Source organism: Williamsia sp. D3, assembly GCF_000506245.1.
Classification (GTDB): domain Bacteria; phylum Actinomycetota; class Actinomycetes; order Mycobacteriales; family Mycobacteriaceae; genus Williamsia; species Williamsia muralis.
In genome coordinates, this window is record NZ_AYTE01000001.1 from 127,231 (window position 1) to 152,632 (window position 25,402).

Annotated in this window: 25 protein-coding genes and 2 tRNA genes; 11 read left to right on the forward strand and 16 right to left on the reverse strand. The window is 64.9% G+C overall.

Going from position 1 to position 25,402, the window contains the following annotated elements; genetic code table 11:
* Positions 1–121: 121 nt before the first annotated feature.
* Positions 122–1,402 (forward strand): TetR/AcrR family transcriptional regulator, encoded by a 1,281-nt coding sequence (locus W823_RS31730; RefSeq protein WP_023953913.1) that lies wholly within the window; start codon positions 122–124, stop codon positions 1,400–1,402.
* A 6-nt stretch (positions 1,403–1,408) separates the two neighbouring features.
* Here the strand turns inward: W823_RS31730 and W823_RS31735 are convergent, their stop codons facing one another.
* Positions 1,409–2,251, reverse strand: a complete 843-nt coding sequence (locus W823_RS31735; RefSeq protein ID WP_023953915.1) for a hypothetical protein — start codon at positions 2,249–2,251, stop codon at positions 1,409–1,411.
* Between the two features lie 108 nt (positions 2,252–2,359).
* Between W823_RS31735 and W823_RS31740 the strand changes: the two genes are divergently transcribed.
* From W823_RS31740 to W823_RS31755, 4 genes are all read left to right on the forward strand, one after another.
* Complete coding sequence (locus W823_RS31740; RefSeq protein WP_023953917.1) at positions 2,360–3,499, forward strand: acyl-CoA dehydrogenase family protein; 1,140 nt, start codon at positions 2,360–2,362, stop codon at positions 3,497–3,499.
* Positions 3,500–3,527: 28 nt separating this feature from the next.
* The gene (locus tag W823_RS31745; RefSeq protein ID WP_023953919.1) at positions 3,528–4,211 is read left to right on the forward strand and encodes a GntR family transcriptional regulator; all 684 of its coding nucleotides are present in this window, start codon (positions 3,528–3,530) and stop codon (positions 4,209–4,211) included.
* An 85-nt stretch (positions 4,212–4,296) separates the two neighbouring features.
* Entirely contained in the window at positions 4,297–7,125 is a 2,829-nt protein-coding gene (locus tag W823_RS31750; RefSeq protein WP_023953921.1) for a BTAD domain-containing putative transcriptional regulator, read from the forward strand.
* Between the two features lie 160 nt (positions 7,126–7,285).
* Positions 7,286–8,431: an FAD-dependent oxidoreductase gene (locus tag W823_RS31755; RefSeq protein ID WP_023953924.1), complete on the forward strand. Its 1,146-nt coding sequence runs from the start codon at positions 7,286–7,288 to the stop codon at positions 8,429–8,431.
* A 23-nt stretch (positions 8,432–8,454) separates the two neighbouring features.
* Here W823_RS31755 and W823_RS58545 read toward each other — a convergent pair whose 3' ends face one another.
* Together W823_RS58545 and W823_RS58550 are read right to left on the reverse strand one after the other, a co-directional pair.
* Positions 8,455–9,177 carry a hypothetical protein gene (locus W823_RS58545; protein WP_235189329.1) on the reverse strand — a complete coding sequence of 241 codons (723 nt, stop codon included), beginning with the start codon at positions 9,175–9,177 and terminating at the stop codon, positions 8,455–8,457.
* On the reverse strand, positions 9,143–10,564 hold the full coding sequence (locus W823_RS58550; protein WP_235189330.1) for a BTAD domain-containing putative transcriptional regulator: 1,422 nt from the start codon (positions 10,562–10,564) through the stop codon (positions 9,143–9,145). Before W823_RS58550 ends, W823_RS58545 begins: the two co-directional genes overlap by 35 nt.
* Here W823_RS58550 and W823_RS31765 point away from each other — a divergent pair.
* From W823_RS31765 to W823_RS31775, 3 genes are all read left to right on the forward strand, one after another.
* On the forward strand, positions 10,563–11,441 hold the full coding sequence (locus W823_RS31765; protein WP_023953926.1) for an alpha/beta fold hydrolase: 879 nt from the start codon (positions 10,563–10,565) through the stop codon (positions 11,439–11,441). The genes W823_RS58550 and W823_RS31765 overlap by 2 nt on opposite strands.
* Before the next feature lie 78 nt (positions 11,442–11,519).
* Positions 11,520–11,732 carry a hypothetical protein gene (locus W823_RS31770; RefSeq protein ID WP_156045590.1) on the forward strand — a complete coding sequence of 71 codons (213 nt, stop codon included), beginning with the start codon at positions 11,520–11,522 and terminating at the stop codon, positions 11,730–11,732.
* A 65-nt stretch (positions 11,733–11,797) separates the two neighbouring features.
* A complete protein-coding gene (locus W823_RS31775; protein WP_023953930.1) occupies positions 11,798–12,007 on the forward strand; it encodes a hypothetical protein in 210 nt (69 codons plus the stop codon).
* Between the two features lie 159 nt (positions 12,008–12,166).
* On the opposite strand, the gene W823_RS31780 is transcribed toward W823_RS31775, so the two are convergent.
* Both W823_RS31780 and W823_RS31785 read right to left on the reverse strand, forming a co-directional pair.
* Positions 12,167–12,243 (reverse strand) — tRNA-Ile (locus W823_RS31780).
* 152 nt (positions 12,244–12,395) lie between these two features.
* Positions 12,396–12,468 (reverse strand) — tRNA-Asn (locus W823_RS31785).
* A 186-nt stretch (positions 12,469–12,654) separates the two neighbouring features.
* Between W823_RS31785 and W823_RS31790 the strand changes: the two genes are divergently transcribed.
* Entirely contained in the window at positions 12,655–12,900 is a 246-nt protein-coding gene (locus tag W823_RS31790) for a hypothetical protein (protein WP_023953933.1), read from the forward strand.
* Positions 12,901–12,910: 10 nt separating this feature from the next.
* On the opposite strand, the gene dnaG is transcribed toward W823_RS31790, so the two are convergent.
* The 5 genes from dnaG to W823_RS31815 all read right to left on the reverse strand — a co-directional run bounded on the left by dnaG (position 12,911) and on the right by W823_RS31815 (position 18,822).
* Positions 12,911–14,854, reverse strand: a complete 1,944-nt coding sequence (dnaG, locus tag W823_RS31795; protein ID WP_023953935.1) for a DNA primase — start codon at positions 14,852–14,854, stop codon at positions 12,911–12,913.
* Positions 14,855–14,961: 107 nt separating this feature from the next.
* A complete protein-coding gene (locus tag W823_RS31800; RefSeq protein WP_023953937.1) occupies positions 14,962–16,266 on the reverse strand; it encodes a deoxyguanosinetriphosphate triphosphohydrolase in 1,305 nt (434 codons plus the stop codon).
* Positions 16,259–16,729, reverse strand: coding sequence for a cold-shock protein (locus W823_RS31805; RefSeq protein WP_023953939.1), 471 nt, complete (start codon positions 16,727–16,729; stop codon positions 16,259–16,261). Before W823_RS31805 ends, W823_RS31800 begins: the two co-directional genes overlap by 8 nt.
* Before the next feature lie 142 nt (positions 16,730–16,871).
* Positions 16,872–17,372 (reverse strand): hypothetical protein, encoded by a 501-nt coding sequence (locus W823_RS31810; RefSeq protein WP_023953941.1) that lies wholly within the window; start codon positions 17,370–17,372, stop codon positions 16,872–16,874.
* Positions 17,373–17,433: 61 nt separating this feature from the next.
* The gene (locus W823_RS31815; protein WP_023953943.1) at positions 17,434–18,822 is read right to left on the reverse strand and encodes a glycine--tRNA ligase; all 1,389 of its coding nucleotides are present in this window, start codon (positions 18,820–18,822) and stop codon (positions 17,434–17,436) included.
* A gap of 215 nt (positions 18,823–19,037) precedes the next feature.
* On the opposite strand from W823_RS31815, the gene W823_RS31820 reads away from it, so the two are divergent.
* Positions 19,038–19,391 carry a helix-turn-helix transcriptional regulator gene (locus W823_RS31820; RefSeq protein ID WP_038252056.1) on the forward strand — a complete coding sequence of 118 codons (354 nt, stop codon included), beginning with the start codon at positions 19,038–19,040 and terminating at the stop codon, positions 19,389–19,391.
* On the forward strand, positions 19,388–19,801 hold the full coding sequence (locus W823_RS31825) for a Fur family transcriptional regulator (protein ID WP_023953947.1): 414 nt from the start codon (positions 19,388–19,390) through the stop codon (positions 19,799–19,801). The genes W823_RS31820 and W823_RS31825 overlap by 4 nt, the downstream gene beginning before the upstream one ends.
* A gap of 28 nt (positions 19,802–19,829) precedes the next feature.
* Here W823_RS31825 and W823_RS31830 read toward each other — a convergent pair whose 3' ends face one another.
* From W823_RS31830 to W823_RS31855, 6 genes are all read right to left on the reverse strand, one after another.
* The gene (locus W823_RS31830; protein WP_023953949.1) at positions 19,830–20,234 is read right to left on the reverse strand and encodes a hypothetical protein; all 405 of its coding nucleotides are present in this window, start codon (positions 20,232–20,234) and stop codon (positions 19,830–19,832) included.
* A complete protein-coding gene (locus W823_RS31835) occupies positions 20,227–21,000 on the reverse strand; it encodes an isoprenyl transferase (protein WP_120802956.1) in 774 nt (257 codons plus the stop codon). Before W823_RS31835 ends, W823_RS31830 begins: the two co-directional genes overlap by 8 nt.
* A 31-nt stretch (positions 21,001–21,031) precedes the next feature.
* A complete protein-coding gene (gene recO, locus W823_RS31840; protein WP_031331065.1) occupies positions 21,032–21,859 on the reverse strand; it encodes a DNA repair protein RecO in 828 nt (275 codons plus the stop codon).
* 76 nt (positions 21,860–21,935) lie between these two features.
* Positions 21,936–22,979 (reverse strand): fused (3R)-hydroxyacyl-ACP dehydratase subunits HadA/HadB, encoded by a 1,044-nt coding sequence (locus W823_RS31845; protein WP_023953955.1) that lies wholly within the window; start codon positions 22,977–22,979, stop codon positions 21,936–21,938.
* On the reverse strand, positions 22,976–23,866 hold the full coding sequence (locus tag W823_RS31850; RefSeq protein ID WP_023953957.1) for a cyclopropane mycolic acid synthase family methyltransferase: 891 nt from the start codon (positions 23,864–23,866) through the stop codon (positions 22,976–22,978). Before W823_RS31850 ends, W823_RS31845 begins: the two co-directional genes overlap by 4 nt.
* 201 nt (positions 23,867–24,067) lie before the next feature.
* Positions 24,068–25,402 (reverse strand): YhgE/Pip domain-containing protein, encoded by a 1,335-nt coding sequence (locus W823_RS31855; RefSeq protein ID WP_023953958.1) that lies wholly within the window; start codon positions 25,400–25,402, stop codon positions 24,068–24,070.

Here is a 25,402-nt window from a genome sequence, read left to right on the forward strand (position 1 = left end):
CACATTAACTTCTCAGATCGTGGTCGGGGGCGTCAAGTGACGTCGCACGTCGCCTGTGGCGACGCACAACACAGGCGGACCACCCCTGCGCCCACGCGGTACCTGCAGCTAGCATGATCGGATGGCATCTGCCAACGGCCGGTTGAAGACGGCCCAGACAACCACCGGCGACACGCCGAAACCTCGGCAACGACCGAAGGATCGACGCGATCAGATCATTCGCGTCGCTGCCGAGTCGTTCAGCCAACAAGGATATTTCGCGACGGGCGTGGACCAGATCGCCGGCGAGGTCGGGATCAGTGGACCCGCCCTGTATCGCCACTTCCCCAACAAGTACGCGCTCTTCTCAGAGACGGTGCGCACGCTCGGCTCCGACCTGGAACGTGCCGTCGAAGTTGTCCCCGAGTTAACGGAAGACCCCGAACAGGAACTGCGCCTGTTGATCACCGAATTGACCAGGACCACGATCGACAACCGGTCGCGGGGGGCGCTGTACCGGTGGGAGGCGCGATACCTGACTCAGCCTGATCGGCAGGCACTGGGCGAGATGGTCGGCCGCATGCACACCCGCTTCGCAACGCCCCTCGGCAGGATGAGACCAGAACTCACCGAGACCAATCCGACCGTCGCCGGCCGACTCAACACCGATGCCAAATACCTCAGCGGATCGGTGCTGAGCGTGATCGGCTCGATCACCACGCACCGGGCGTCCCTGCCGCGCAAGCGCATCGAAGCGATCATCATGTCCGCGGCGATGACGGTGGCGTGCACCGAACTCCCGCCCGTGGAGGCCCCTGTCGGGGACGCCGCCGCCGGCCCGGTCGGAATGGCGATGGCGTCCAAACGCGAAGCCCTTCTGACCGAGGCCATTCGGCTGATGCGTGGGCGCGGTTTCCACGACGTCACGATGGAAGAGATCGGCGCAGCCGTCGGCATGAATCAGTCCGGCGTGTATCGGCACTTCGACACCAAGGTCGCGATGCTGACCGCCGCTTTCCAACGTGCCAGTGAGCGTCTCACGGCCGGGATCAGCGACGCCCTCGCGGAATCGGCTACCCCGCGAGAAGCCCTCGACAACCTGGTGTCGCGGTATGTCGAAATGTCTTTTGTCAACAGTGACCTGCTGAACCTGTACCTCTCCGAAATTGGTAGCGTGCCCGACCCGCTACGCGCCGAGCTACGCGACCAGCAACGCCGCAATGTCGAGGAATGGGCGCAACTGGTCGTCCAGATCAGGCCGGATCTGAACCCCGTGGAGGCACGGTATCTCGTGCACGCCGCCACCAACACCGTTCTGGACCTTGGGAACTGGGAACGCTACGACGCACGCCCCTCCACCCGCAGACGCATCGAAGCGGTCATGTCGGCGATCCTTCTCGGCAACGGGCAAAACATCACCTGACCTGCTTCAGATCACCTTGAAGTCGGCCAGCTTCCAGCCGTCCGGCATCCACTGGAGTGTCACCTCGACGCGCGACTGGTAGGGCACGCCGTCCGGGAACTGCTCCGCGGTCCCAGGCGCCATCACGGTCTGGTCGATGGCCAGAAGGACAACTGCCTCGGTGGACGACGCCGAGACCACACCGGCAGAGACCACCTCGGCCTTGGCGACCGCCTGGGCGTTCGCCGTCCCTTCGCGGGCCTGCCGCGACCCTTCGATGAAGTCTCGGGCGAATGCCGGTGTGGAGATCTCGGTGATGCGCTCGTCGAGCGCGGCAAAGTTGGCCGAGTCATAGGTCAGGAGTGTGGTTGCGTACTCGCCGGCGAGCTGGACTGCGCCCGGGCGCAACTGGTTGACCTGGTCTGCCGAGTCGGCGCGGCTGTCCGCATCTCGGTAGAGGTAGACGAAGACACCCGCGACGGCCAGTGCGACAACTAGCAGTACCGACAGCACCCGAACGGTCCAACGGCCATCACCGGATCGCTCGAGTTCAGCATCGGCGGACTCTGATTCGGCGGCCGTGGCCGGTGCGGCGGCGGCCGACCGCCGCCACCACCGGCCCGACCGTCTGCGCGCACGAGCCTCCTCCTTGGCACGGCGCGCTTGGGCAGCGGCCCGCATCTTGTCGCGGTTCCGGCGGTTGGCCTCGAGGAACTCCGCAGAATCGAACGGAGAAGGATCGTTCCCGGCCGCGGCGTCTCGGCGGGGGTTCGACGAAGTCGTGTCCGTCTCGGGAATGTCAGGAGCATCGGGCGGCGTCGAATCGGCACCACGATCGCCGGTTCCCCCCAGCTTGGCTTTCGGGCTCATGCCGACAATGTAGGCCCTGTGGCCCCTGACACAGCAACAGGCCATCAAATATATTTGATGTGATACCTTCGCGACAGCAGGCCACGAACTGATCTAGGAGCCGTTTTCATGTCGATTCTCACCCCCGAGCAGACCGACTTCGCCAAGTCGGTCGCCGATTTCTGTCAACGCGAAGCGGGGACCCGCGAGCAGCGCGACGCCCTCACCGCCGCCGGTGCCGAACTGCACTCGGTGGAGCTGTACAAGAAGATGGCCGACCTCGGCTGGGCAGGCATCCTCGTTCCCGAGGAGTTCGGCGGAGCCGGCGCCGGCAATGTCGAGATGTGCATCCTCCTCGAAGAGGCCATGCGCGGCAACGCCCCCATCGGCGGCATCGGCCCCACCTTGATCGCCGCGGGCGCTTACCAGAAGTTCGCCGACGAGCAGCTCAAGAAGGAAGTTCTCGCCGATGTTGTTGCGGGTGAATCACTTTCCATCTCGATGTCGGAGCCCGAGGCCGGTTCCGATGTTGCCGCACTGACCTGCCGTGCCGAGAAGGTCGACGGCGGCTGGGTCATCAACGGTCAGAAGACCTGGTGCTCCAACGCGCACTTCGCCAAGAGCATCCTCCTCGTGGCTCGAACCGATCGCACCGGCAAGAAGCACGAGGGACTGACCTTCTTCCACATCCCTGCCGGCACCGAGGGACTGGAGATCAAGGGCATCGACACGCTCGGCGGCCGAGAGGTCAACGACCTCTACTTCACCAACGTCCGTGTTCCCGACAGCGCTGTGGTCGGCGAGGTCGGAGGCGGCTGGATGCAGCTCATGAGTGGCCTCAACACCGAACGCCTGATCCTGGCTGCCATGCAGCTCGGTGTTGCAGAACGGTCCTTCGCCAACACCCTCGAGTTCGTCACCGAGCGCAAGCAGTTCGGCCGCCCGGTCGGCACATTCCAGTCGCTGCGTCATCGGCTGGCCGACCACGCCACCGAGATCGAGTGCACCAAACTGCTGGTCTACAGCGTGGCCCAGAAATCCGACGCCAATCCCAAGAAGATGCTGCCGCGTGAGGCATCGATGGCCAAACTCAAGGCCACCGAGGTGTCGAAGGCGATGACCATCGACGGCATGCAGATGATGGGTGGTTACGGCTACGCGACGGAGTTCGATGCAGAGCGTCTGATGCGGGGTGCGATCATATCGACCGTGTATGGCGGAACCAACGAGATCCAGCGCGACATCATCGGCAAGACGTACGGACTCTGACGTCTTGACGACACCACCGCGAGCGACGATGCGCCGGCGACCTGGCCTCTCCGAGGAGGTCGCCGGCCATCTGCGTCACCTGATCATGTCCGGGACGATTCGGCCCGGCGAGTTCATCAGGATGGACGAGACCGCGGTGGAACTGGAGGTCAGCGTCACCCCCGTGCGAGAAGCCCTGCTGACGTTGCGGGGCGAAGGCATGGTCAACCTGGTTCCGCATCGGGGGTACGTGGTCGCCGACCTCACCCGCCAGGACGTGGCCGACATCTTCTGGCTACAGAGTGTGCTGGCCGTGGAACTGGCGGTGCGGACTGCTTCGACCATCACCTCTGCCGAGCTCGACCGCCTCGCCGAATTGAACGAGGCCCTGCAGGACGCGCTGGCCGCCGGCCGAGTGTCCGAGATCGTGTCGGCCGAGTTCGAGTTCCATCGGGTGCACAACCGAATCGCCAACGGCGACAAGTTGGCGTGGTTCCTGCTCAATGCCACCCGGTACACCCCGCAGGAGCTCTACGCGAACGACCCACAGTGGGGGCAGGTCGCCTACGACAGTCACCTCAAGCTCATCGACGCGTACCGGCGTGGCGACCGCGACGAGGTCGTCGAACAAACTCGCCGGCAGTTCACCGACGGTGCCGAGCGGCTGATGCGCCACCTCGAGAGCATCGGGTTGTGGTCTGACGACGCGGACAATGCGGCTGCCCCGGGCTGAACCGCCCGACAGGATCGTGGAGTTCGCCGGGTGATCTACCCGCTCGGGTGTCGAAGGTGCACCGATGTCTCTATCGTCGGTGTCTATGTCTGACATCTCGGTGCGAGTTCTCGGCGCACTCACCGTCATTCGCGACGGTGAACCGGTCACCCTCGGTGGTCCCCTCCCCCGCGCCTTGCTGGCGAGATTGATCATGTCGAACGGCCACATGGTCCCCGACTCCACCCTGATCCAGGATCTCTGGCGCGACAACCCGCCTCGTTCGGCCCAGCTGACGCTCCAGACATACGTGGCAGCTCTGCGCAAAGCCCTCGAACCCGAGCGCGGACGCGCGGCACCGGAAATCCTGGTCCGCCGAGGCACCGGGTATGCGCTGGTGGTCGACCCCGGCCAGGTCGACGCCGCCCGATTCGAGACGCTCGCCACCGCGGGCCGTGAACAATTGGCCGCCGGGGACAGCGAATCCGCCCGGCGCACCATCTCTGAAGCACTCGAACTGTGGTGGGGCCCGGCGTATGCGGATGCGGCGAATTGGGAGTTCGCCGCCATCGAGACGGTGCGGCTCGAACGTCTGCGGGCAGATGCCACCGAAGACCTCCTTGCCGCGCGATCTGATTGCGGCGAGTTCACCGCCGTCACAGCGCAGCTCGAGTCGGTCATCGCGACCGATCCCCTACGCGAACGTGCCTGGGAGTTGCTCGCCCTGGCCCATTATCGAGCCGGCAACCAGGGCGACGCCCTCCAGACACTGCGCGAGGCACGCAGCCGGATCGCTGACGAGCTGGGTGCCGATCCCCGGCACAGCCTCCTCGAACTGCAGGACGCGATCCTGCGGCAGGACCCGACGCTGATGCCACGTGAACGACATTCGGCAACCGTCACCGCGCCCGGGCCAGTCGGTAATCCGGAACGTCCGACCGGCAACATCCCGTTGGCGCTGACCTCCCTGGTCGGCAGGGAAGAACAGATCGAACAGATCAGCGACCTCTTGAACTCACAGCGAATGGTCACCCTCACCGGTCCGGGCGGGATGGGTAAGACCCGCGCTGCCCTCGAGGTGGCCCGTGAACGCAAAGATGCCGATGGGCCCTGGCTGATCGAGCTCGCCGGGGTCACCCGTCCCGGTGACACGCTGGACACCGTCATCGCGACACTCGGGCTGACCATCTCCGGCGGAATCGGCGTACTGACTTCACTCCTGCACGACCGCAATTTCCTTCTCGTTCTTGACAATTGCGAGCATCTGCTCGACGAGGTCGCCGCACTCGCCACCACGGTGCTACAGACGTGTCCGAAGATCCAGATCCTGGCCACGAGTCGAGAAGCAATCGGCGTCGCCGGGGAGACCGTCTACGAGATGCCGCCGCTGGACGATTCGGCGGACCTCTTTCTCGAGCGGGCGGGCTCGGCCGCGGCCGATGCCGAGCATGCTGATATCGAACACCTCTGTGCCGCACTCGATCACATGCCTCTGGCCATCGAACTCGCCGCCGGCCAGTCCTCCACCCTCTCCGTTCGCCAGATCATCGACATGCTCGACGACCGTTTCGATGTGCTGCGCGGCGGACCCCGTACCAACAAGCGGCACGCCACCATGCAGGCAGCCATCGACGGCTCGTACTTCTCCCTCACCGACAGTCAGCAGCAACTGTTCTGCGATCTGGCGGTGTTCAGTGGCGGATTCGATCTGGACGCGGCGAGACAGGTCACCCGGCACCGACATCTCCTCACCGACCTCAACGCCCTGATCGACAAGTCGATGCTCAAAGCCGTCGGCGGAGATCCGCGGCGTTATCTCATGCTCGAGACCCTGCGCAGTTACGCTCTCGTGCAACAAGATCCGGCTCGAGCGACGGAACTCGAAAAGGCCCACACCGCGTGGGTGGTGGCGGTGGCCACCGACGCCTACCTCGGACTGCGCGGCCCGCAATGCCTGGCGTGGACGCGCAGGCTCGGTGCCGACATGGACAATATCCGCGCCGCGCTCTCTCGGGAGAGCACCTCACCGGAGACGTACCTCGAAGTGGTCGGGAACGTGTACTGGTTCTGGTACCGCCGCGGGCACACGGACGAAGGTATGCGGATGCTCGCACCCGCCCTGACCGCCCCCACCGACATCCCGATCGCGACCAGGGTCCGAGCCATTGCCGGCCGGACCATCATGAGCTACCTGGCTGCCGATCTCCCGGCGTTGTTCGCGGCCCTCGGCACTCTCGGCGAGGTGTTTGCAACGTTCGATGTGGACTCTCCGGACGCAGGCGAACAGGTTGCCCGCGGCGACGCAGCGGTCACCCTCGCCTTTTTCGAATCCGGCTCGGGGCTGGTGGATGCCGGCCGGGAGCATGCCGCCATCGCGCTCGAGATCGCGCGGCGATACAACTACCCCTGGACTGCAGCCGAATCCTTGATGTCGCTGGGCACCGCAGATTTCCGTGCCGGCGATCACGCCGCCGCTGCAGCGCATTTAACCACCGCGCTGGAGACTGCCCGCGGTTGCGGTTACGACTGGTGCGCTGCCTCGATCCTCTGGATCCATGCCAAAAGCGATATCGCACAGGAGAACTGGAACGGCCCCGCCGAACGAAAACTCGGACACATGCTTGCGTACTGCGAGCGGGCCGATGACCTCACCTCGGCGATGGTGGGCCTCTTCACACTCGCCTACGTCCTGTTCCGCCGCTCTGAGCCGGCTGCGGCTGCGCAGCTGATCGGAGCCGTGGATGACCTGACCGAACTCACCGGGTTCTCACCCGAGCGGATGGATGTGGTGGAGCTCGCGGCATTCGGGGCCACCATGCGCGACGAGATAGACCCGGATGTGTTCGCGGCGGAATCCGCTGTCGGGCGCACCCTGGGTCTGGCCGGCGTCCGGGACCTCGTGTACCACTGGGTCGGCGTACCCGACGTCAGGTGACGCGGTCTTCCTGGCCATTCTCCGGCTCGAGTGGACAGGCCCCGCAGCCGGTTCCATACTGGTCAGCAATGGTCTCCACCAGGAGGTTCAGCATCCAGCACGCCCCTCGGCAACCCGTTCCGATCACCGGTCGACGCCTGCCGGGTTCGGCCGGCGAGCGATGACTGCGCAGCGGGTGGACGTCGCCATCGTCGGTGCAGGACTGATGGGCGCGTGTGCCGCGTGGCAATTGACCGGGCGCGGGCTCTCGGTCGCGTTGATCGAAGCATTTGATCTCGGGCATACCCATGGCAGTTCGCACGGGCGCTCCCGGATCTTCCGCCGCGCGTACCCCGATCCCCTGTACGTCGCGATGACCGGTTTGGCACTGGAGAAGTGGCAGGCGCTGCAACAGGAATCGGGCACGACTCTGATCACCGGTACCGGTGGCCTCGACCACGGGGTCGAGCGGATGCCCGCGACGCTGGCCGACCAAATGGCCCTGCACGGCGTCGACCACGAGTTGCTCTCCCCCACCGAGGCCGCCCAGCGTTGGCCGGGCATGCGGTTCGACACCGACGTGATGTTCCACCCATGTTCGGGCGTGATCGACGCGGAGAGCACCGTGTTCGCGGCCGCGTCGCTCGCGGCTGCCGCGGGCGCGCAGATCCTTCCCCGGACCCGAGTCGTCGACGCGAATCCGACACCGACGGGCGAGGTCACCTTACGTACGGCCGGCGGTGATCAGATCATCGCCGACGTGACGGTTCTCACCGCGGGCGCCTGGTTACCCGACTTCGCCGGCGCACTTCTCGAGTTCGGTCGGCCTGATGACAAGTTGTTGCCTCCCTTGACCATTCGTCAACAACAGGTGTTCCACTTCCCGATGCGGCCTGGCCACCCCACCCTTCCCACTTTTGTCCACATGGACGGCCGACAGATGTACGGTCTGGCCTCGGGCGAGGACGTTCCGGTGCCGGCGATGAAGGTGGCCCGATTCGACGACGGCGTCGCCACCACTGCCGACAGCCGGGACGGTCGCATCACCGATGAGCAAAGACAAGACGTCGTCGACTACGTCAGCGAATGGCTGCCGGCCCTGCATCCCGAACCGATCGCCGAGTCGAGTTGCCTGTTCACGATGACCAGCGATGAAGACTTCATCCTCGACCGCAGTGGCCCCTTGGTGGTCGCCTCCCCCTGTTCGGGACACGGGGCAAAGTTCGCGCCGCTGATCGGGAGCATGATCGCCGATCTGGTGACCGGCCAGGCACAGCCGGCACCTCGGTTCCGGATGGATCGAGGCGCCGGGATGACGCCCACCTGACCGGACGTCGGATGCGTCTGTGATCAGCGCGCCAGCGCACCCGCGAGTTCGTGTAGGTAGTTCGACACGGGTCCAAGAGTCAGCAATCCGCTTCCCGCTCCGGCGATCTCGCCCTCGGCCGGTAAAAGCGCCTGATGGGCACGAGTCATCATGCCGCGGTCATTCACAGCGATGGCGGCCCGCGCGGTGAGACACCACAGCGCCTCCTGCAGATGGTCCGGCGGCGGATCGGCGAGGCGTCGAAGGGCTTCTGTCGCTTCGTCTTTCCGGTGATGAGTGGCCAGGAGGAGCGGGCGCACCCAGGGTTCGTAGGGCCCCCAGTCCGTATCGCCTCCGTCTGAAGCCTGCGGCGGATGCGCCCGCTGAAGGCGCAACGACAGGAGAGCCAGAGCAAGCAGGCCGTGATGCAGTCCGGGCATACCCGCGTTCTCCGAACCGGAGGCTGCCGCACGGTACGCCACGGTGACGTCGTCGAACGGCGCGTCGGTCAACGCGAGCCGCAGCGCCCGGAACCACTGCGTGAAGACGGCCACCAGCGGTGATTCGTAGCCTTCGGCGAGCCGATCCGCCGCAGCGGCATGATGGTCGGCGCCCGTCAGATCGCCGATGGCACAGCAACTCTGCATCGCTATCAGGTGCCCCAACACCTCGTACGTGACCAAGTCGTGCCGTGATGAGAGGGTGATCAGTTCACTGGCGATGGCGGCGCGCCTACCGGCCAGCCCCGCGCGCGAGAACGACTGCATGAACGCTCCGTTGAGCGCGAATACAAAAAAGGCCCGGATCATCGACGCTACGCGCGATCTGTTCGGCTTCGCGGGCGGCGGCCGCGGCTCGCTGATCCGATGATCCCCTGGTCTCCAGGGCAATCGTCGCCAGCAATCTGGCGCGGATCGAGGCTACGGGCCCGGAGGGCAAGGTCGCCAGCGCCCGCTCGGCCGCAGCGACAACTGCTGCCGCGTTCTCCGGATCGTCTGACCGTGACCAGATCGCCGGGACGTCATATGCCCCGATCACCTTGGCCGTCAGACCAACATCACCCAGTTCCTCGGCAGCAGCAATCGTGGCGAGTCGTTGTTGCTGCGCCACCCGCATCCCTTCGCCTCCGGTGGTGGCGAGACTGCGCAGGAGGTCGACGGTGGAACGCAGCCGAGCTCGCGAGCCGGTCGCCACAGCCCGGTTGTATGCCGCGGCGGTCTGCGCCCACACTCCTTGCGCGCTCTGCCGGATCGGCGAGGTGGATCCCAGATTCGGCGACTGCCGCAAGATGTCGGTGTACAAGTCGGCGAGGGCGGGTCCCGGCTCGACGCCCAACTGATCGACCAACAGCCCACGAGCCCGCCGGAGAACGGTGAGCGCATCCCCTTGTCGGCCCGTCCGATACAACGCGAGGGCCAGCAACCGCCAGCCTTCCTCGCGCCAAGGATGTTCTGCGACATGGGAATCGAGATCGGGAATCGCCTCGGCGTCGAGACCCAGGTCGAGGCGAGCCATCGCCAGGAGTTCCACCGCGTGCAGGCGGACCTCGGTGAGGCGGGATCGTTCAGAGCGGCTCCAGTGTTCGTCGAGAAAGTCCGCGTATGCAGGGCCACGCCAGAGTGCCAGCCCGTCGAGCAGTGTGGTCAGCGCGTCCTGTGGGCTGAGGTTTCGTACCGACTCGACGGCCTGCCCGAATCGCCATGCGTCCACATCCGATGCGCGTGCACGCAGCGCATAGCCGGTTCCCTCGGTCACGAGCAGTCGGGCCGGCGACCGTGGTGCCCGTTCGGGTTCGATCGCTCGTCGCAAGGCGCTGACGAATGTCCTCATCGCGCCGACGGCGTCCGGCGGCGGGTCCTCCCAGAGGTCGTCGATGAGCGTTGCCAGAGGCACACTCCTGCCCCGAGCGATGAGCAACCGGGCGAGTACGGCTCGATGGCGGGGGCCTTTGAGGGCGATCGTGTTGCCTTCGCCATCGTGGGCTGTGACCGACCCCAAGACGCTGAACTCGATCGACACCTCACCATTGTCCCCGCCGAGTCGGCCCTGCCGTGGCGAGGGGCGTTGCGAGTGGGGCTTTGTGCTGACTGGATGCTCATCGGGACGCGGCACGGTGACGAGGTACATCCAACGTTCGCCAGAGAGGCCACCCATGAAGCCGTCCATTCCTGATTTCCGGTACCAGGAGATCCCCGTCGCCGACGGCGTCGCACTGAATGTCGCGACCGCAGGTACGGGTAGCCCGATCGTGCTGCTGCACGGATTCCCGCAGACCCACCTGATGTGGCGTCACGTTGCGGCGGATCTGGCCGCGGACCACACCGTGATCTGTCCCGATCTGAGGGGATACGGCGACAGCGACAAACCCTCCGACACCGATGCCTCCACGTATTCCAAACGAACCATGGCCGCGGACATCGTGGCGGCCGCCGCGGCGCTCGGTCATGAGCGGTTCGCGCTGATCGGGCACGACCGCGGCGCGCTGGTGGCGTTCCGGGCCGCCCTCGATCATCCGGGCGTCGTGTCCCATCTGGCGTCGCTCGATGTGCTTCCCACGCTCGACATGTGGGACGTCTTGCACGGAACCTCGGCGGCAGTGGGCTTTCACCTCTACCTGATGGCACAGCCGCCCGGCCTGGCCGAGACCATGATCGCGGCGAGCGCCGACGCCTTTTTCGGCTACTTCCTCGACATCTGGACGCGGGATCCACAAGCCATTCCCGGCGACGTGCGTAATGAATATCTCGCCGCGAGTGCGAAGGCGGTGCCCTCGATCGTTGCCGACTATCGCGCTTCGGCCGGCATCGATGTTCAGCACGATCTCGAGGATCTGAACTCATCCAGGCGGTTGTCGATGCCGGTGACGGTCATTGCTCAGGACTGGGGCTCAGCTCTGGGATTCGATGCCGAGGCACTATGGCAGAAGTGGGCAATCGATGTGCAGCACCGCATCATCGAGAGCGGACATTTCATGGCGGAGGAATCACCGGACGAAATCTCCGCAGCGATTCGCGAACTGCTATTGCGATAGTTCGCCAAGAGATCCGCGCACACGGCTGACAGTTCGATACACCCTGCATTACCGCGTGCGCGGATGTACTTTCATTCAGTGACTTCTGCGAACAAATCGCCCTTGGGCTCGTCAGCACGCTCCACCCTCGCGTGGTTCTGCGTCCTCGCCGGCGTACTACTGACCGCTCTTGCGGTCTACGACCTCATCGACGGCGAACGCAACGTCAGCTTGTGGGTCGGGATCGTCTGCTGGCCGATCGTGGCGATCTCGGGCGCACTGCAGCTGGTTCGGATTCGTCGAGAAGGCTGAGTTCGCGGGCCTTCTCGCAGCCGATTCCACCGCCCGCGGGCTGCCGCTTGGTCCATGATGATGCGATGGACGACAATTCGAACCGCGCACCCGATGAGCTGAACGACGACGAGCTCATCGCATTCATCCACGACCAGACAAAGCTTGTGCAAATGGAGTTCGATTCACTCCAAGCAGACGGTGATCGCGCATCGTACGACGACAGAATCGCTCAATTGGACAATGCAAACAAAATCGCCGAGCAGCGTGGACTCGAAGTTCCGCGGCGCGCCTGATCGGTCGGAGTTGGATTTCGGCGCTGAGTTGCGAAACGGATTCGCGAGCGACCCATCCAGACCCATAGATGAGTCGAACCACTGGTGCTGGGAGATCCCCCGACCCTTCCGGCACGAATGCCCCTTGGCTCGCGCCAAGGGGCATTTCTATGTTCGCGGTGGTGGGGCGGGCGGGGCTCGAACCCGCGACCAATGGATTATGAGTCCACGGCTCTAACCAACTGAGCTACCGCCCCGAGGCTGCGTCATCGACGCTGCGAACGTGCTGATGCTACCGAGCCGCGCGCACCACGTCGTACTCGACCCGCCGCGAGCCGCACTCGCGCGACCCTTGGATACAAAAGAGCCCAGGCGGTCCGGCGAAAACCGGTCTACCTGGGCTTATCTGCTCCCCCAACTGGACTCGAACCAGTAACCGTCCGATTAACAGTCGGAAGCTCTGCCAATTGAGCTATGGGGGAATATCTGGCGCGAGCGCCGAACAATGACTTTAGCCTACAGGTGCGGTGACATGCCAAATCGCCTGCTCGCCGGGCGTCCGACCAGGCGAGTTCCGCGTGCGGAGACCACATCAGGCAGGATGGGGCGAGCAATCGCGAACACGGCGCCGTGTTCGCCCGTCACCTGCACTGGAGGCAAGACTTCCTATGGTTCGATTCCTCGCCGCTGTCAGCGTCGGTTACGTCCTCGGGGCGAAAGCCGGTCGCAAGCGCTACGAGCAGATCAATCGCGCCTATCGCACCGTCGCCGCGTCGCCCGCCACCAAGAAGGCTGTGGACGTGGGCAGGCAGAAGTTGTCGGAGAAGCTCAGCACCCAGCCCAAACTCACCGAGTTGCGCGAGATCGACGACACCACCACCGTGTTGGGCCCCGACGAGGTCCGCAACAACTGACCCCAACCGGTCAGCCGGCGTCCTGGGTGGGCGCCACGGCTTGCTCGAGCAGGCTGCGTCGATAGGCCTCCAAGGCCACCAGATCGCCGAACAGCGCGTTGTAGGCGTCGGGGTCGTCGCCGGGTGACATACGACGTAGCTTCGACTTGAGGTCGGCGATCTGGGCCCCGACCCACACTTCCTGCAGCCGGGCCAGCACGCTGCCGACGTACTTCGGGATCATGTACTCCGACACCGGCATCGACTCGACGGCGAGTTCGGTCACCAGCGACTCCAGCACAGCGCCTTCAAGGCACTGACTGACGCTGTCCACCCACTGCGCTCCCCCGTGCGACGTCCCCGTGCCCCCGGCAGTGGCAATCGCTTCGCGGATGACCTGGTACGCGGGCTCGGTGAAGCATTCGGGCGGCAGGGAATCGAACACCGTCCCGGCGATGGCGGGGTACTGCAATGCCGCCTTCAGCGCCTCACGTTGCGCCCACAACCGCGGATCAGACGGACGCGGCCGAACCACGGTCGGCGTCTTCGAGTCGGCCTTCGGCCGATCTGCGTCCTGCACTGCATCAACCCGGCGGTCTCGGTTCTTCGATGTGTCCGCAGCGCCGGACCGGGCCGCTTTGGCCTGCTTGCCCGCTTCTTCGCGTACCCGCCGCAACACCTGCGAGGTGTCGTCCCAGCCGACCCATCCGGCCAGCTGCCGCGCATACTCGTCCCGCAGCGCCACATCGCGGATCCGTGCGACAACGGGCACCGCCTCCCGCAACGCGTGTACCCGCCCCTCGGCCGTATCCAGGTCGTAGTTGCCCAGCAGCGCCTTCACCGCGAACTCGAACATCGGGATGCGCCTGGCGATGAGATCCCGGACAGCCGCATCCCCGTGTTGCTGGCGCAGCTCGCACGGATCCATCCCGTCGGGCGCCACGGCGACAAACGTCTGACCGGCGATGCTCTGTTCACCCTCGAATGCCTTGAGCGCGGCGGCCTTTCCGGCCTCGTCACCGTCGAAGGTGTAGATCACCTCGCCACGGAAGTAACTGTCGTCCATCATCAGTCGACGCAGCAGCGCGAGGTGGTCCTCACCGAATGCGGTGCCACACGAGGCGATCGCCGTGGTCACGCCGGCCTGATGCATCGCCATCACGTCGGTGTAGCCCTCCACCACGACGGCTTGATGGCCCTTGGCAATTGACTTCTTCGCGTGGTCGAGACCGAACAGCACCTGGGACTTCTTATACAACATGGTCTCTGGCGTGTTCATGTACTTGCCCATGTTGTCGTCGTCGAACAACTTGCGGGCACCGAAACCGATGACGTCGCCACCGAGGTTGCGGATCGGCCAGAGCAGACGGCGATGGAACCGGTCGATGGGGCCGCGCTGTCCCTGCTTCGAGAGCCCCGCGGCCTCGAGTTCGGCGAACTCGAAACCCTGAGACAGCAGGGCTTTGGTCATCTTGTCCCAGCCGGCCGGCGCATAGCCCAAGCCGAACTTCAGCGCCACAGCGCCGTCGAACGACCGCTCGGTGAGGTAGTCGCGGGCGGTCTGGGCTTCGGGAGTCTTGAGTTGCTCCGCGTAGTACTTCTGGGCGGCGGCATTGGCCGCCACCAGTCGTGCCCTGGTTCCCCGATCACGGGCGACGCTGGTGCCGCCCCCTTCGAAGCTGATCTGGTACCCGACCCGGTCCGCAAGCTGCTCGACAGCCTCGACGAAGCTGACGTGTTCCACCTTCTGCAGGAATGTGTAGACGTCGCCGCCTTCACCGCAGCCGAAGCAGTGGAAGTGACCGTGATTGGGCCGAACATGGAACGACGGCGACTTCTCGTCGTGGAACGGGCACAATCCCTTGAGTGAATCGGCGCCGGCCTTGCGCAGGGCGACATACTCACCGACAACTTCCTCGATGTGTGCCTTTTCGCGGATAGCGGTGATGTCGCGATCGGGAATTCGGCCTGCCACGACAGCAAGTCTAGGCCGCTGCGGGCGACCGGTACCCGCCCCCCGAAATGGTGGGTTTCGGCGACGCCGACCTGCATAAACGCTCACCCGAACCCACCAGAACCGGGCTAGCCGAGGTGGGCTGACGCTCCGAGGTTCTGCTTGTCCATGCGCTCGAGACGGCCCTCGGTCATCGACGCGATCTGGTCGATGATCACCCGCATGCGTCCCGCGTCGTCGGTTGCCTGGTGCCACGCGGGAACCAGCAACGGGTCCAGACCACCGGGAGCGGCGTGCACCAGCCAGTTGGCGACCCGGTGGATCCGATCACGCTGGCGGGCCTGATGGGCGCGATGGCGTGGATCGGAGAAGATGAACCGCAACGCCAGGGTCTTGAGCACCGCGACCTCGGCTGCCACGGCAGGCGGGATGACCAGATCCGCTTGATAGCGGCTGACACCGCGCTCCTGAGCCTCTCGACGGGTCATGCTGATCGCGGCGGACGCGAAACGGCCGACCAGTTCGCTGGTGAGCCGTTTGAGAGCGACTGAGCGAGCCAGTGTCCCGTCGTACTCCCCCACCTCGTTCACGATGTCCATCCCCCACAGCCGGGCCGCCGCCTCGATCAGCACGTTCTCTTCGAGGCCGGGGAACTCACGTAGTCCGACTGCGGCCAGGTCGCGCTGATCGGTGGGGTTTCCGAGGCTGCGCAGGTCGATGCGGCCGGCCATCACGCCGTCTTCGACATCGTGCACCGAGTACGCCACGTCATCCGACCAGTCCATCACCTGACATTCGAGCGATTGCCGGGTATCGGTGCGGCCGTTGCGGATCCAGTCGAGCATCGCTGAATCATCGCCATAGGCGCCGAACTTCGCACCGGGAGACGGCCGCGTCCAGGGATACTTCAACGTGGCATCCAGGGACGCCCTGGTGAGGTTGAGCCCTGCGCTGCGTCCTTCCGCGTCAAGGATTTTCGGTTCGAGCCGCGTCAGGATGCGAAGGTTCTGGGCGTTGCCCTCGAAACCGCCATACTCGCTGCTGACCTCGTCCAACGCGCGCTCACCGTTGTGGCCGTACGGCGGGTGTCCGATGTCGTGCGCCAGGCCCGCAAGGTCCACCAGGTCGGGATCGCATCCCACCCCGATCGCTATCCCGCGGCCGATCTGGCCGACCTCGAGGGAATGGGTGAGCCGGGTACGGGGCGTGTCACCCTCGTGCGGACCGACCACCTGGGTCTTGTCGGCCAACCGACGCAGCGCAGCACAGTGCAGAACCCGCGCCCGGTCCCGGGCGAAGGCACTGCGATAGTCGTTGCGGGTGCCGGCGAGTCCGGCCACCTTCGAGCCTTCGGGGACCAGCCGCTCTACATCGGCCTCGTCGTACTCGGCTCGTAGGACCGGCGGGGGCGTTCCCGCGGACGAGTCAGTCAAACACCCAGCCCCGGGCGATGGCGAAGTCGGTGACCCGCTGCCGGATCGCCAGGATCTGCGCGGCGGTCAGAGTTCCCGAAGCGTCGAGGAGGAGCTCGGTGATCTCCTCCGAGAAGGTGCCCGCATCCAGGGTGGCCGCATCGTTGTGCCGCGGCTTCCGGCGGTCGTCGCGGCTGTCGTGCTTGCGATCCGGGCGTCCGCTGTCGCGCCCGCCCTCTGAACGCCGCGGACGCTCCGGAGCAGACCCGGCGGGTGCCGCACCGGTCACCACCAGATTGATCGCCTTGGATCCACGGTCGGTCTCTTCGATGTCGAACTCGACGGCCGCACCCGGTTTGAGCGAATGCTCGTCGATGTCGATGTCGTTGATGTGGAGGAACACATCCGAGCCACCGGCATCGGGTGCCAAGAACCCAAATCCCTTGTTGGGATCAAAATGAACGATTTTCCCGCTTACAGACACAACTACCCACTCTCCTGCCGTCACTCTCGGCCGCGCCCCATGCGCGCCCAGACGGCTTGCTACAGAACCCGAGTATCCCAGATCAGACGGATTTCAGACAGTTCAGCTGCTGAATACGTCCACGGCGCGACCACACCGGTCGTCAGCGGTTGTCCTTCTTCGCCTGCCGACGTTTGCCCGCAGCCTTCGACGACGCCGCAATCTTCTTGCGGCCGGGCGACTTCCGCGTCTTGTCAGCACGGGTGGTGCCCTCGGAGATCACTGTGCCCTTGCCGTCGGCAGGACCGCTGAACGGAGTGCCTTTGCCCTTCGCGTTCGACAGGCGTTCCTTCTTGAGCTCGGCAGCACTGCGTTTCGCGACAACACCCAGCTGCCTGCTCACCCGCGCCAGAGCGGCCTCGAAGGCCTCCGCCTTGGCCGCGTTGTGCTTGGTGGCGGGCCGGGCGGCACCGCGTCCACCCTTCGCTCGTACGGATTGGGCAGCGGCCTGCCGGTAGTTCTTCACGTGTTTGTTGCGGGCCCGGCGGGTGCGCACGTGCAACGCGATCAGGGAGTCCTCGTCCAAATCGGTCAGTTGCTTTCGCTTGGTTTGGTGAACCAAGCGGTACTCGTCCTCGGACAGAGACTTCAAGACCTTATTCATGACCCGCTCCTGACTGATCGGCGACGCTGCCTACGGCGATCATAGGCAGCGGCGCCTGCGGTCAGCAGCCGATCAGGCGGACGGCCAGATACTCGACGACCTTGTCCAGGGCGACTCGCTCCTGGGTCATGGTGTCGCGCTCGCGCACTGTCACCGCATTGTCCTCGAGGGTGTCGAAGTCGATGGTGACGCAGAACGGTGTGCCGATCTCGTCCTGGCGGCGGTACCGCTTGCCGATGCCCTGGGCGTCGTCGAAGTCGACGTTCCAGTTCTGGCGCAGCTCGGCGGCGAGGTCTTTCGCCTTGGGTGACAACTGCTCGTTGCGCGACAGCGGCAGCACGGCGACCTTCACCGGGGCCAGTCGTCGATCGAGCTTGAGAACCGTGCGGGTGTCGGTGCCGCCCTTGGCATTCGGGACCTGCTCTTCGGTGTACGCGTCACAGAGGAAGGCCATCAACGAGCGGGTCAGACCGGCGGCCGGCTCGATCACGTACGGCACGTAGCGCTCACCGGACGCTTGATCGAAGAACGACAGGTCCTCGCCCGAATGCTTGATGTGGGTCCCGAGGTCGAAGTCCGTGCGGTTGGCCACACCCTCGAGTTCGCCCCATTCGCCTCCGGCGAAGCCGAAGCGGTATTCGACGTCCACCGTTCCCTTGGAGTAATGCGACAGCTTCTCTTTGGGGTGGTCGTACAGACGCAGATTGTCCCGATCGATGCCGAGGTCGGTGTACCACTTGAGCCGGTAGTCGATCCAGTACTGATGCCAGGTCTCGTCCTCGCCGGGCTTGACGAAGAACTCCATCTCCATCTGCTCGAACTCCCGGGTACGGAAGATGAAGTTTCCCGGCGTGATCTCGTTGCGGAAGCTCTTGCCGATTTGCCCGATGCCGAACGGCGGCTTCTTGCGCGTTGTCGTCATCACGTTCTTGAAGTTGATGAAGATGCCCTGCGCGGTTTCCGGTCGCAGATAGTGGAGGCCGGCCTCGTCGTCCACCGGGCCCAGGAAGGTCTTCATCAGACCGGAGAACGCCCGGGGTTCGGTCCAGGATCCGGGCTGGCCGGTTTCCGGGTCGTTGATGTCGGCCAGTCCGTTGGGCGGAAGGTGGCCGTGCTTGTTCTCGTAGGCCTCGATCAGGTGGTCGGCGCGGTAGCGCTTGTGCGTGTGCAGCGACTCCACCAGGGGGTCGCTGAAGGTCTCCACGTGGCCGGATGCTTCCCACACCTGGCGCGGCAAGATCACCGACGAGTCGAGACCGACGACGTCATCGCGCGAGGTGACCATGTTCCGCCACCACTGCTTCTTGATGTTGTCCTTGAGCTCCACGCCGAGAGGGCCGTAGTCCCAGGCCGACTTGGTGCCGCCGTAGATTTCTCCACACGGATACACCAGCCCCCGTCGTTTACAGAGGTTGACGACGGTTTCCACGAGATTGGTTTTGCCTGCCACGCGACTAGCCTAACGGTCGCGCGCGGGGCCTCTGTCCCCCGGCAGCGCGCGGCCGGGACACGGCCGCGGACGTCCTGGCCGAGTGCGCCACGTTTGACATAGCGTCCAACGCATATGAAAATGGTTGTCAAGAGCTTTCGTTCGTTCGAACCCCGGGAGTAGTCGTGACAACCCAACCCCTCAGCGGCCGTTCCGCCGGTACCGGCCAATCAGAGATGGCTGCTGCCGCGGGAACAGTCAGGCCATCCGCCGAGAACCGTGTGGACAAACAGGTCCTCGACGCTGCCGGCGAATTGCTCCGCGCGCTGTCGGCTCCCGTCCGGATCGCGATCGTTCTCGAACTGCTCTCCGGCGGACGATGCGTGCACGAACTCGTAGGTGCATTGTCGGTACCGCAGCCGCTGATCAGCCAGCATCTCCGGGTGCTCAAATCGGCGGGCGTCGTCGAGGGCCGCCGTTCGGGTCGAGAGGTGCTGTACACGCTCGTCGACGACCACCTCGCGCACATCGTCACCGATGCGATCGCACACGCGACCGAGGAGTCCACGAACGGCGGGGCCCGGCCATGAGCTCAGGCACCGAACAGCGTCCGGTCACCGGCGTCCGATCCACCAGGCAGCGCAGCGCCATCGCCGAATTGCTCTCGGGCAGCGAGGAATTCCGCTCCGCCCAGGACCTCCACGATCAACTCAAGGCCTCCGGACAATCCATCGGCCTGACAACGGTGTACCGCAACCTGCAGGCCTTGGCCGACGCCGGACAGGTCGACGTGCTGCGGACCGATTCGGGCGAATCGGTGTACCGGCATTGTTCGTCGAACGATCACCATCATCACCTGGTCTGTCGCGAGTGCGGCACCACCGTGGAGGTGCAGGCCGACGTCGTCGAACAGTGGGCCACCGAGGTCGCGGCCCAACACGGGTTCGTCGACATCAGTCACACGGTCGAGGTGTTCGGCCGCTGTAGCGCCTGCTCCTGACCGGCCGCCGAAACAGCCGAGACACCGTTCATCCCCGAATCCGGGCACCCACCTCGGCCCCTACACCGAGCACCATCATCAGCATCGTGCGCAACGCTTCATTGGACAGGGTGCCGGCCGGAAACGTGTAGTGCAACAACACATCTGCGGTCACTTCGTGCACCGCGAGTTTGACGGTGCCGAAATTGGACGATCCCGACGCCTGCTCCACGTCGGCTCGCAGTTGATCGGTCACCGGTAGGTCCCACGCGAGCACTTGGGTCAGGGACAGCACGTCGAGTCCGGGCGCGAGAGACAAGGCACGCATCGAGACCACGGTGCCCTGGAAATACACGGTGAGCGAATCATCCTCGCCCGGCTGCACCGAGACCTCCGACGCCAGCACCTCGGCGGTTCGCGCGATGAGTCCGGCCTCGTCCTGCGCCTCAGGCACCGGAAGACCCCGGCACGCCACCGAAACGTCGGTCGCGGCTTGCGTATTCGACGCACGCATCCCACAGGTCCCGGCGATCGAAATCAGGGAACAGTTTGTGCTGATACACCATTTCTGCGTAAGCCGATTGCCAGAGCAGGAAATTGGAGATGCGCTGTTCCCCGGAGGGGCGCAGGAACAGATCCACGTCCGGCATGTCGGGTTCATCGAGATAGCGCGCGAAGGAGGCCTCGGTGATGCGTTCGGGGTCCAGCGTTCCGGCTGCTGCGCGACGGGCGATCTCGCGGGCGGCATCTGCGATCTCTGCCCGGCCGCCGTAGTTGACGCACATCGTCAAGGTCATGGTGGTGTTGTCCTTGGTCAGCTCCTCGGCGACCTCGAGCTCACGAATGACGCTGCGCCACAGCCGTGGTCGTCGCCCGGCCCAGCGCACACGCACACCCATCTCGTGCATCTCGTCGCGCCGACGCCTGATGACGTCGCGGTTGAAACCCATGAGGAAGCGGACCTCGTCCGGACTGCGGCTCCAGTTCTCGGTGGAGAACGCGTACGCGGACAGCCACCCGACACCCATCTCGATGCACCCGCAGACCGTGTCCATGAGCACCGCCTCGCCGCGCTTGTGGCCTTCGGTGCGCGGGAGGCCGCGGTCGGTGGCCCAGCGGCCGTTTCCGTCCATGACGAGGGCGACGTGTTTGGGAACGAACTCGGCCGGTATCTCCGGAGGCCGAGCGCCCGACGGATGCGGGTCGGGCGGACGGATCACCCGTGATGTCGCATCCGCTGCGGCCTGTGCCTCAGCTTGCCGCGCCGCGCTGCGTCGTCGCTGGATCACTGATGTCCTTTCTGACAGGGGCGATGGGCACGCCGGCGGGGACGAGCCCCCGGTGTGGCGCCTCGCGTTCGATCAGCGGCAGTGTGCGCAGCTGGCGTTCGAGATGCCATTGCAGATGCGCTGCGGTCAAACCGCTGGCCTGCCGCCGAGCCGATTCGGTGATCTCTGTGGTGTGTTCCCACTGGCCACGGTAGAGCGCATCCATCAGGTCGAGTACCCCGGGTGAAGGCGTCGCCGAGCCGGGTGGGCGGCAGTGCACACAGACCGCACCGCCGGCCGCCACGTGAAAGGCACGGTGAGGCCCGGGATCACCGCAGCGCGCACAGTTCTCCAGCGCCGGCATCCAACCGGCGAAATCCATCGCGCGCAACAAAAATGCGTCGAGTACGAGCTCTTTGGGCCGATCCGCCGCCGCGACCGCTCGCAACGCACCCACCGTCAACCTCTGGAGGCGGGCCGCCGGGGCCCGTTCCTCACCGGCCAGACGCTCCGCGGTCTCCAAGATCGCACAGGCCGTGGTGTACCGGCCGTAGTCGGAGACGATGGCCGAGGCGAACGTGTCGAGACTGTAGACCTGGGTGACGATGTCGAGGTTGCGACCCGGGTGGAGCAACACGTCGACGTGCGCAAACGGTTCGAGCCGGGCACCGAACTTCGAGCGGGTACGCCGCACTCCCTTGGCGACGGCACGGACCAGCCCGTGCTCCTTGGTGAGCAGCGTGATGATGCGGTCGGCCTCGCCCAGCTTGTGCTGGCGGACGACCACCGCCTCATCCCGATACAACCTCACCCGGACATTGTTCCACCGGGCACCGACCTGCGTCCGATCCGACATGCCTCACCAGGCCCCCGATCGGGTCCGGCGATCACGCCAGTTGCACGATGGCCGTCGCCTTACCGAAGATGCGGCTTCCGCGAGCGGTGGCGTTGAGCACGATCGTGGCGGTCCGGGTCGACTCGTCGAGCTCTTTGATCTTGCCGGTGTAGGTCACTTCTGCCGGCGTGGTCGCCTCGACGAACACCGGCCGGGTGAAACGCACGCCGTACTCGATCACCGCCCCGGGATCGCCCACCCAGTCGGACAGGTAGCCGCCGCCGAAGGCCATGGTGAGCATCCCGTGTGCGACGACATTGTCGAGGCCCGCGAGATCGACCACCTGCTCGCTCCAGTGGATCGGGTTTTCATCGCCCGACACCCCCGCATAGTTCACCAGATCGCCGCGGGCGACCTGCACGGTGCGGGCCGAGATCTCGTCACCGACGGAGACGTCGGCGAACCGCCGCTTGGGTTGCGGCGCAACGGACTCGGCGACTGTCAGCGCGCCGGTGTCGTCCTCCACGAGATGCACGATCGACGAGCCGATCTCGCCGCCGGCCTCGGTGGCGGCGCGCATCAAGATACCCTCCACGGCCTGGGCGATGTTCTCGTCGACAACCCCGCCCGAGCGGGCGACCGCGGTGGTCCACCCGGTCTGCACAAGGGCGCCGGTTTGATCCGACATGTCGGTTCTCAGGACAAACGAGTCCTGTCCGTGACCGGCCCGGAAGCCATCGAGAGTGATCCGGCAGGTGATGTCGTCGCCCCCGCGCAACGGCCGATACTGGCGGATGCGCTGTTCGGTCTGCAGCACCTGGCTCAAGTCGTAGCCGGGCAGGAACTGTTCGAAGACACAGCGCTGCGATATGCCGCCCAGGATCGCGGTGAAGGTGACCGGCGCCACCAACCCCTCGTGTCCCAGAGCGCGCGCGACCCGCACGTCGTAGTGCGCAAGGTGGTGATCCTGCACTGCCCTGGCGAACTCCCGGATCTTCTCCCGCCCGACCTCATAGGTGTCGGACAGGCGGTAGGGCCGACCCAGGAGGGAGGTTGCCACGTCTGCGGTTGGAACCGCTTCTTGCTGCACGCTCATTGCTGCGCTGAAAGAGGCTGCTGCTTGGACAAACTGAATTGCATGACGTCGATATAGCCTTTCCGGAAATAGTCCACACATCCACTGAGGTATTTGACGTAGGTGTTGTACACCTCGGGTGAAGCGATGGCGATCGCCTGGTCTTTCTTCTCTTGCAGCGTGGCCGACCAGATCTCCAATGTCCGCGCGTAGTGCTGCTGCAGAGGGTGGATCCGCTCGACGGCGAAGCCTGCGGCCTCGGCGCCGTCGACAACCCACTTGGGTTCGGGCAACTGACCTCCGGGGAAGATCTCGTTTTGGATGAATTGGGCGAACTCCAGCACTTCCCTGTTGATCGGTAGACCACGCGCACGGATGTCATGTCGATTGTATTGCGTGATGGTGTGCAGCAACATTCGACCGTCCGCGGGAAGAATGTTGCGACACTTTTCGAAGAATGCGTCATAGCGCTCACGCCGGAAATGTTCGAACGCGCCGATGCTGACGATCCGGTCGACCGGTTGGTCGAAGTCTTCCCAACCCTGCAGTCGCACTTCGGCACTGCGACCGGTGTTACCCCGCTGCTCGAGCAGCGATGCCACGTGGTCGTGCTGGTTCTGGCTCAACGTCAGTCCGATGACGTTGACGTCGTACTGGTCCAGTGCTCGCAGCATCGTCGAACCCCAGCCACAACCTACATCGAGCAGTGTCATACCGGCCTGCAGGTTGCATTTGCCCAGCGCAAGATCGACTTTCGCGCGCTGCGCCTCTTCGAGCGTCATGTCGTCGCGTTCAAAATATGCGCAGCTATATGTCCTGGTCGGGTCGAGGAAAAGTTCGAAGAACTCGTCAGACAAGTCGTAATGAGCTTGGACATCGTCGTAGAAAGGAGTCAGGTCATTCGTCATCGCGGCATGGCCTTTCAGCGTTCGAACACGTGGAATTGCCGTGCCGCTGATTGGACACCGCGTCACCGGCATCAGCCGATGTCCCTACCGCTGCGGCGCACGCCCCGACTCACTCGCCGCCGTCACGGATTGAACGTGTTATTCCCCACTAAGCGAGGGATCAAACGTCATTTAATCGCCAGTATTTGATACCACGCGTATTCAGATGGCTGATTTCGACGATTCCGCAAGGTGGCGAGGGGCCAATCCCCCGGGTGCACGCAGCCAGCCCTTGCGGTCGTACAACTGGGTCACCACGGCGCCCAGCACCAACCCGATGACCAGGCCCACGCCGGTCATCACCAGCGCCCGACCGAGCCCGGCAGAGAAGTTGACGTCAAAGTACAGGATCGCTCGCGTGCCCAGATATACCTGATGCATCGGTTCGAACCACGCGAGCCAATGGAACACCGAGGGGGTGGCCTCCAGCGGGACGGTGCCCCCCGAGGACGGCAGTCCCAGCACCACGAACACCACCATGTTCACCAGCAGACCAAAGGATCCGAGGGCCGCGGCCACCGACATGCACGTCACCCCGACCGCCGTGATCACCAGAACCCCGAACATCCAGAGGGCGAAGGCATTGGAGAGATCCATCCCGACCACTCGGCACACCAGCAGATACACCGACGCCAGAACCAGAGCGATCACGAACATGATCCACCACTTGATCACCAGGGTCCCCCACCGCGAGATCTTCAGCGGAGCCATCAGTCGATACAGGGGTCCGACCTCCATCGGACCGAAGCCGAGCATGCCGTCGACGAGGGTCTGCACGATCACCGACCCCGTGAACCCGGCGAGCACCAGCAGCAACGCAAAGTAGAACGCCGTCAGTCCGTTGCCGGCGTTGCCCGGGAGTGGATCAGCAGGGTCGATCCGGATGTCGATGGGAGCGGCCAACCCGAGCAGGGACGCTCCGGTCACGGTCAATCCGGCCTGTTTGGCCTGATCGATGACCCCGGCCGCCAACTGCTTGCCGAACGTGGTGTTGGCCTCGGTGAGAGCGGTATCCGCGTAGGCGGTGACTATCGAGGACGCGAGTGCGCCGGCACCCGGATTGGTCCAGACCTGGATCACCGGGCGATCGACCTGGGTGAAACCCACAGCCGATCCGGCGAACTCGATCGATGTCGAGGTGAAGTTCCGCGGAATGACAATCGCCCCGTAGGCCTCGGCGTTGTCCAGACGGCGGAACGCGGTGTCCGAGTCGACCACCTCGAGATCGAATTTCTGTGTGTCCGAGCCCTTCTCGAGCCCGGACACGATCTGCGCGCCGAAGTTCTGCTCCGGTCCCTCGCCGCCCCCCGGCGCGGGCAATCGACCCCCCTCGTCCTCGTTCACCAAGAGCACCGGGAACTTCTCGAGGTGTTTCTGCGGGTCGGCCACCGAACCCACGTACGTCGCGGCCAGCAACGACATCAGCACCACCACCGCGCCAACGGGAACGAGCCAGAGCCACGGCGAACGGATTTTGCGCGCTACGTCCGGATCCAT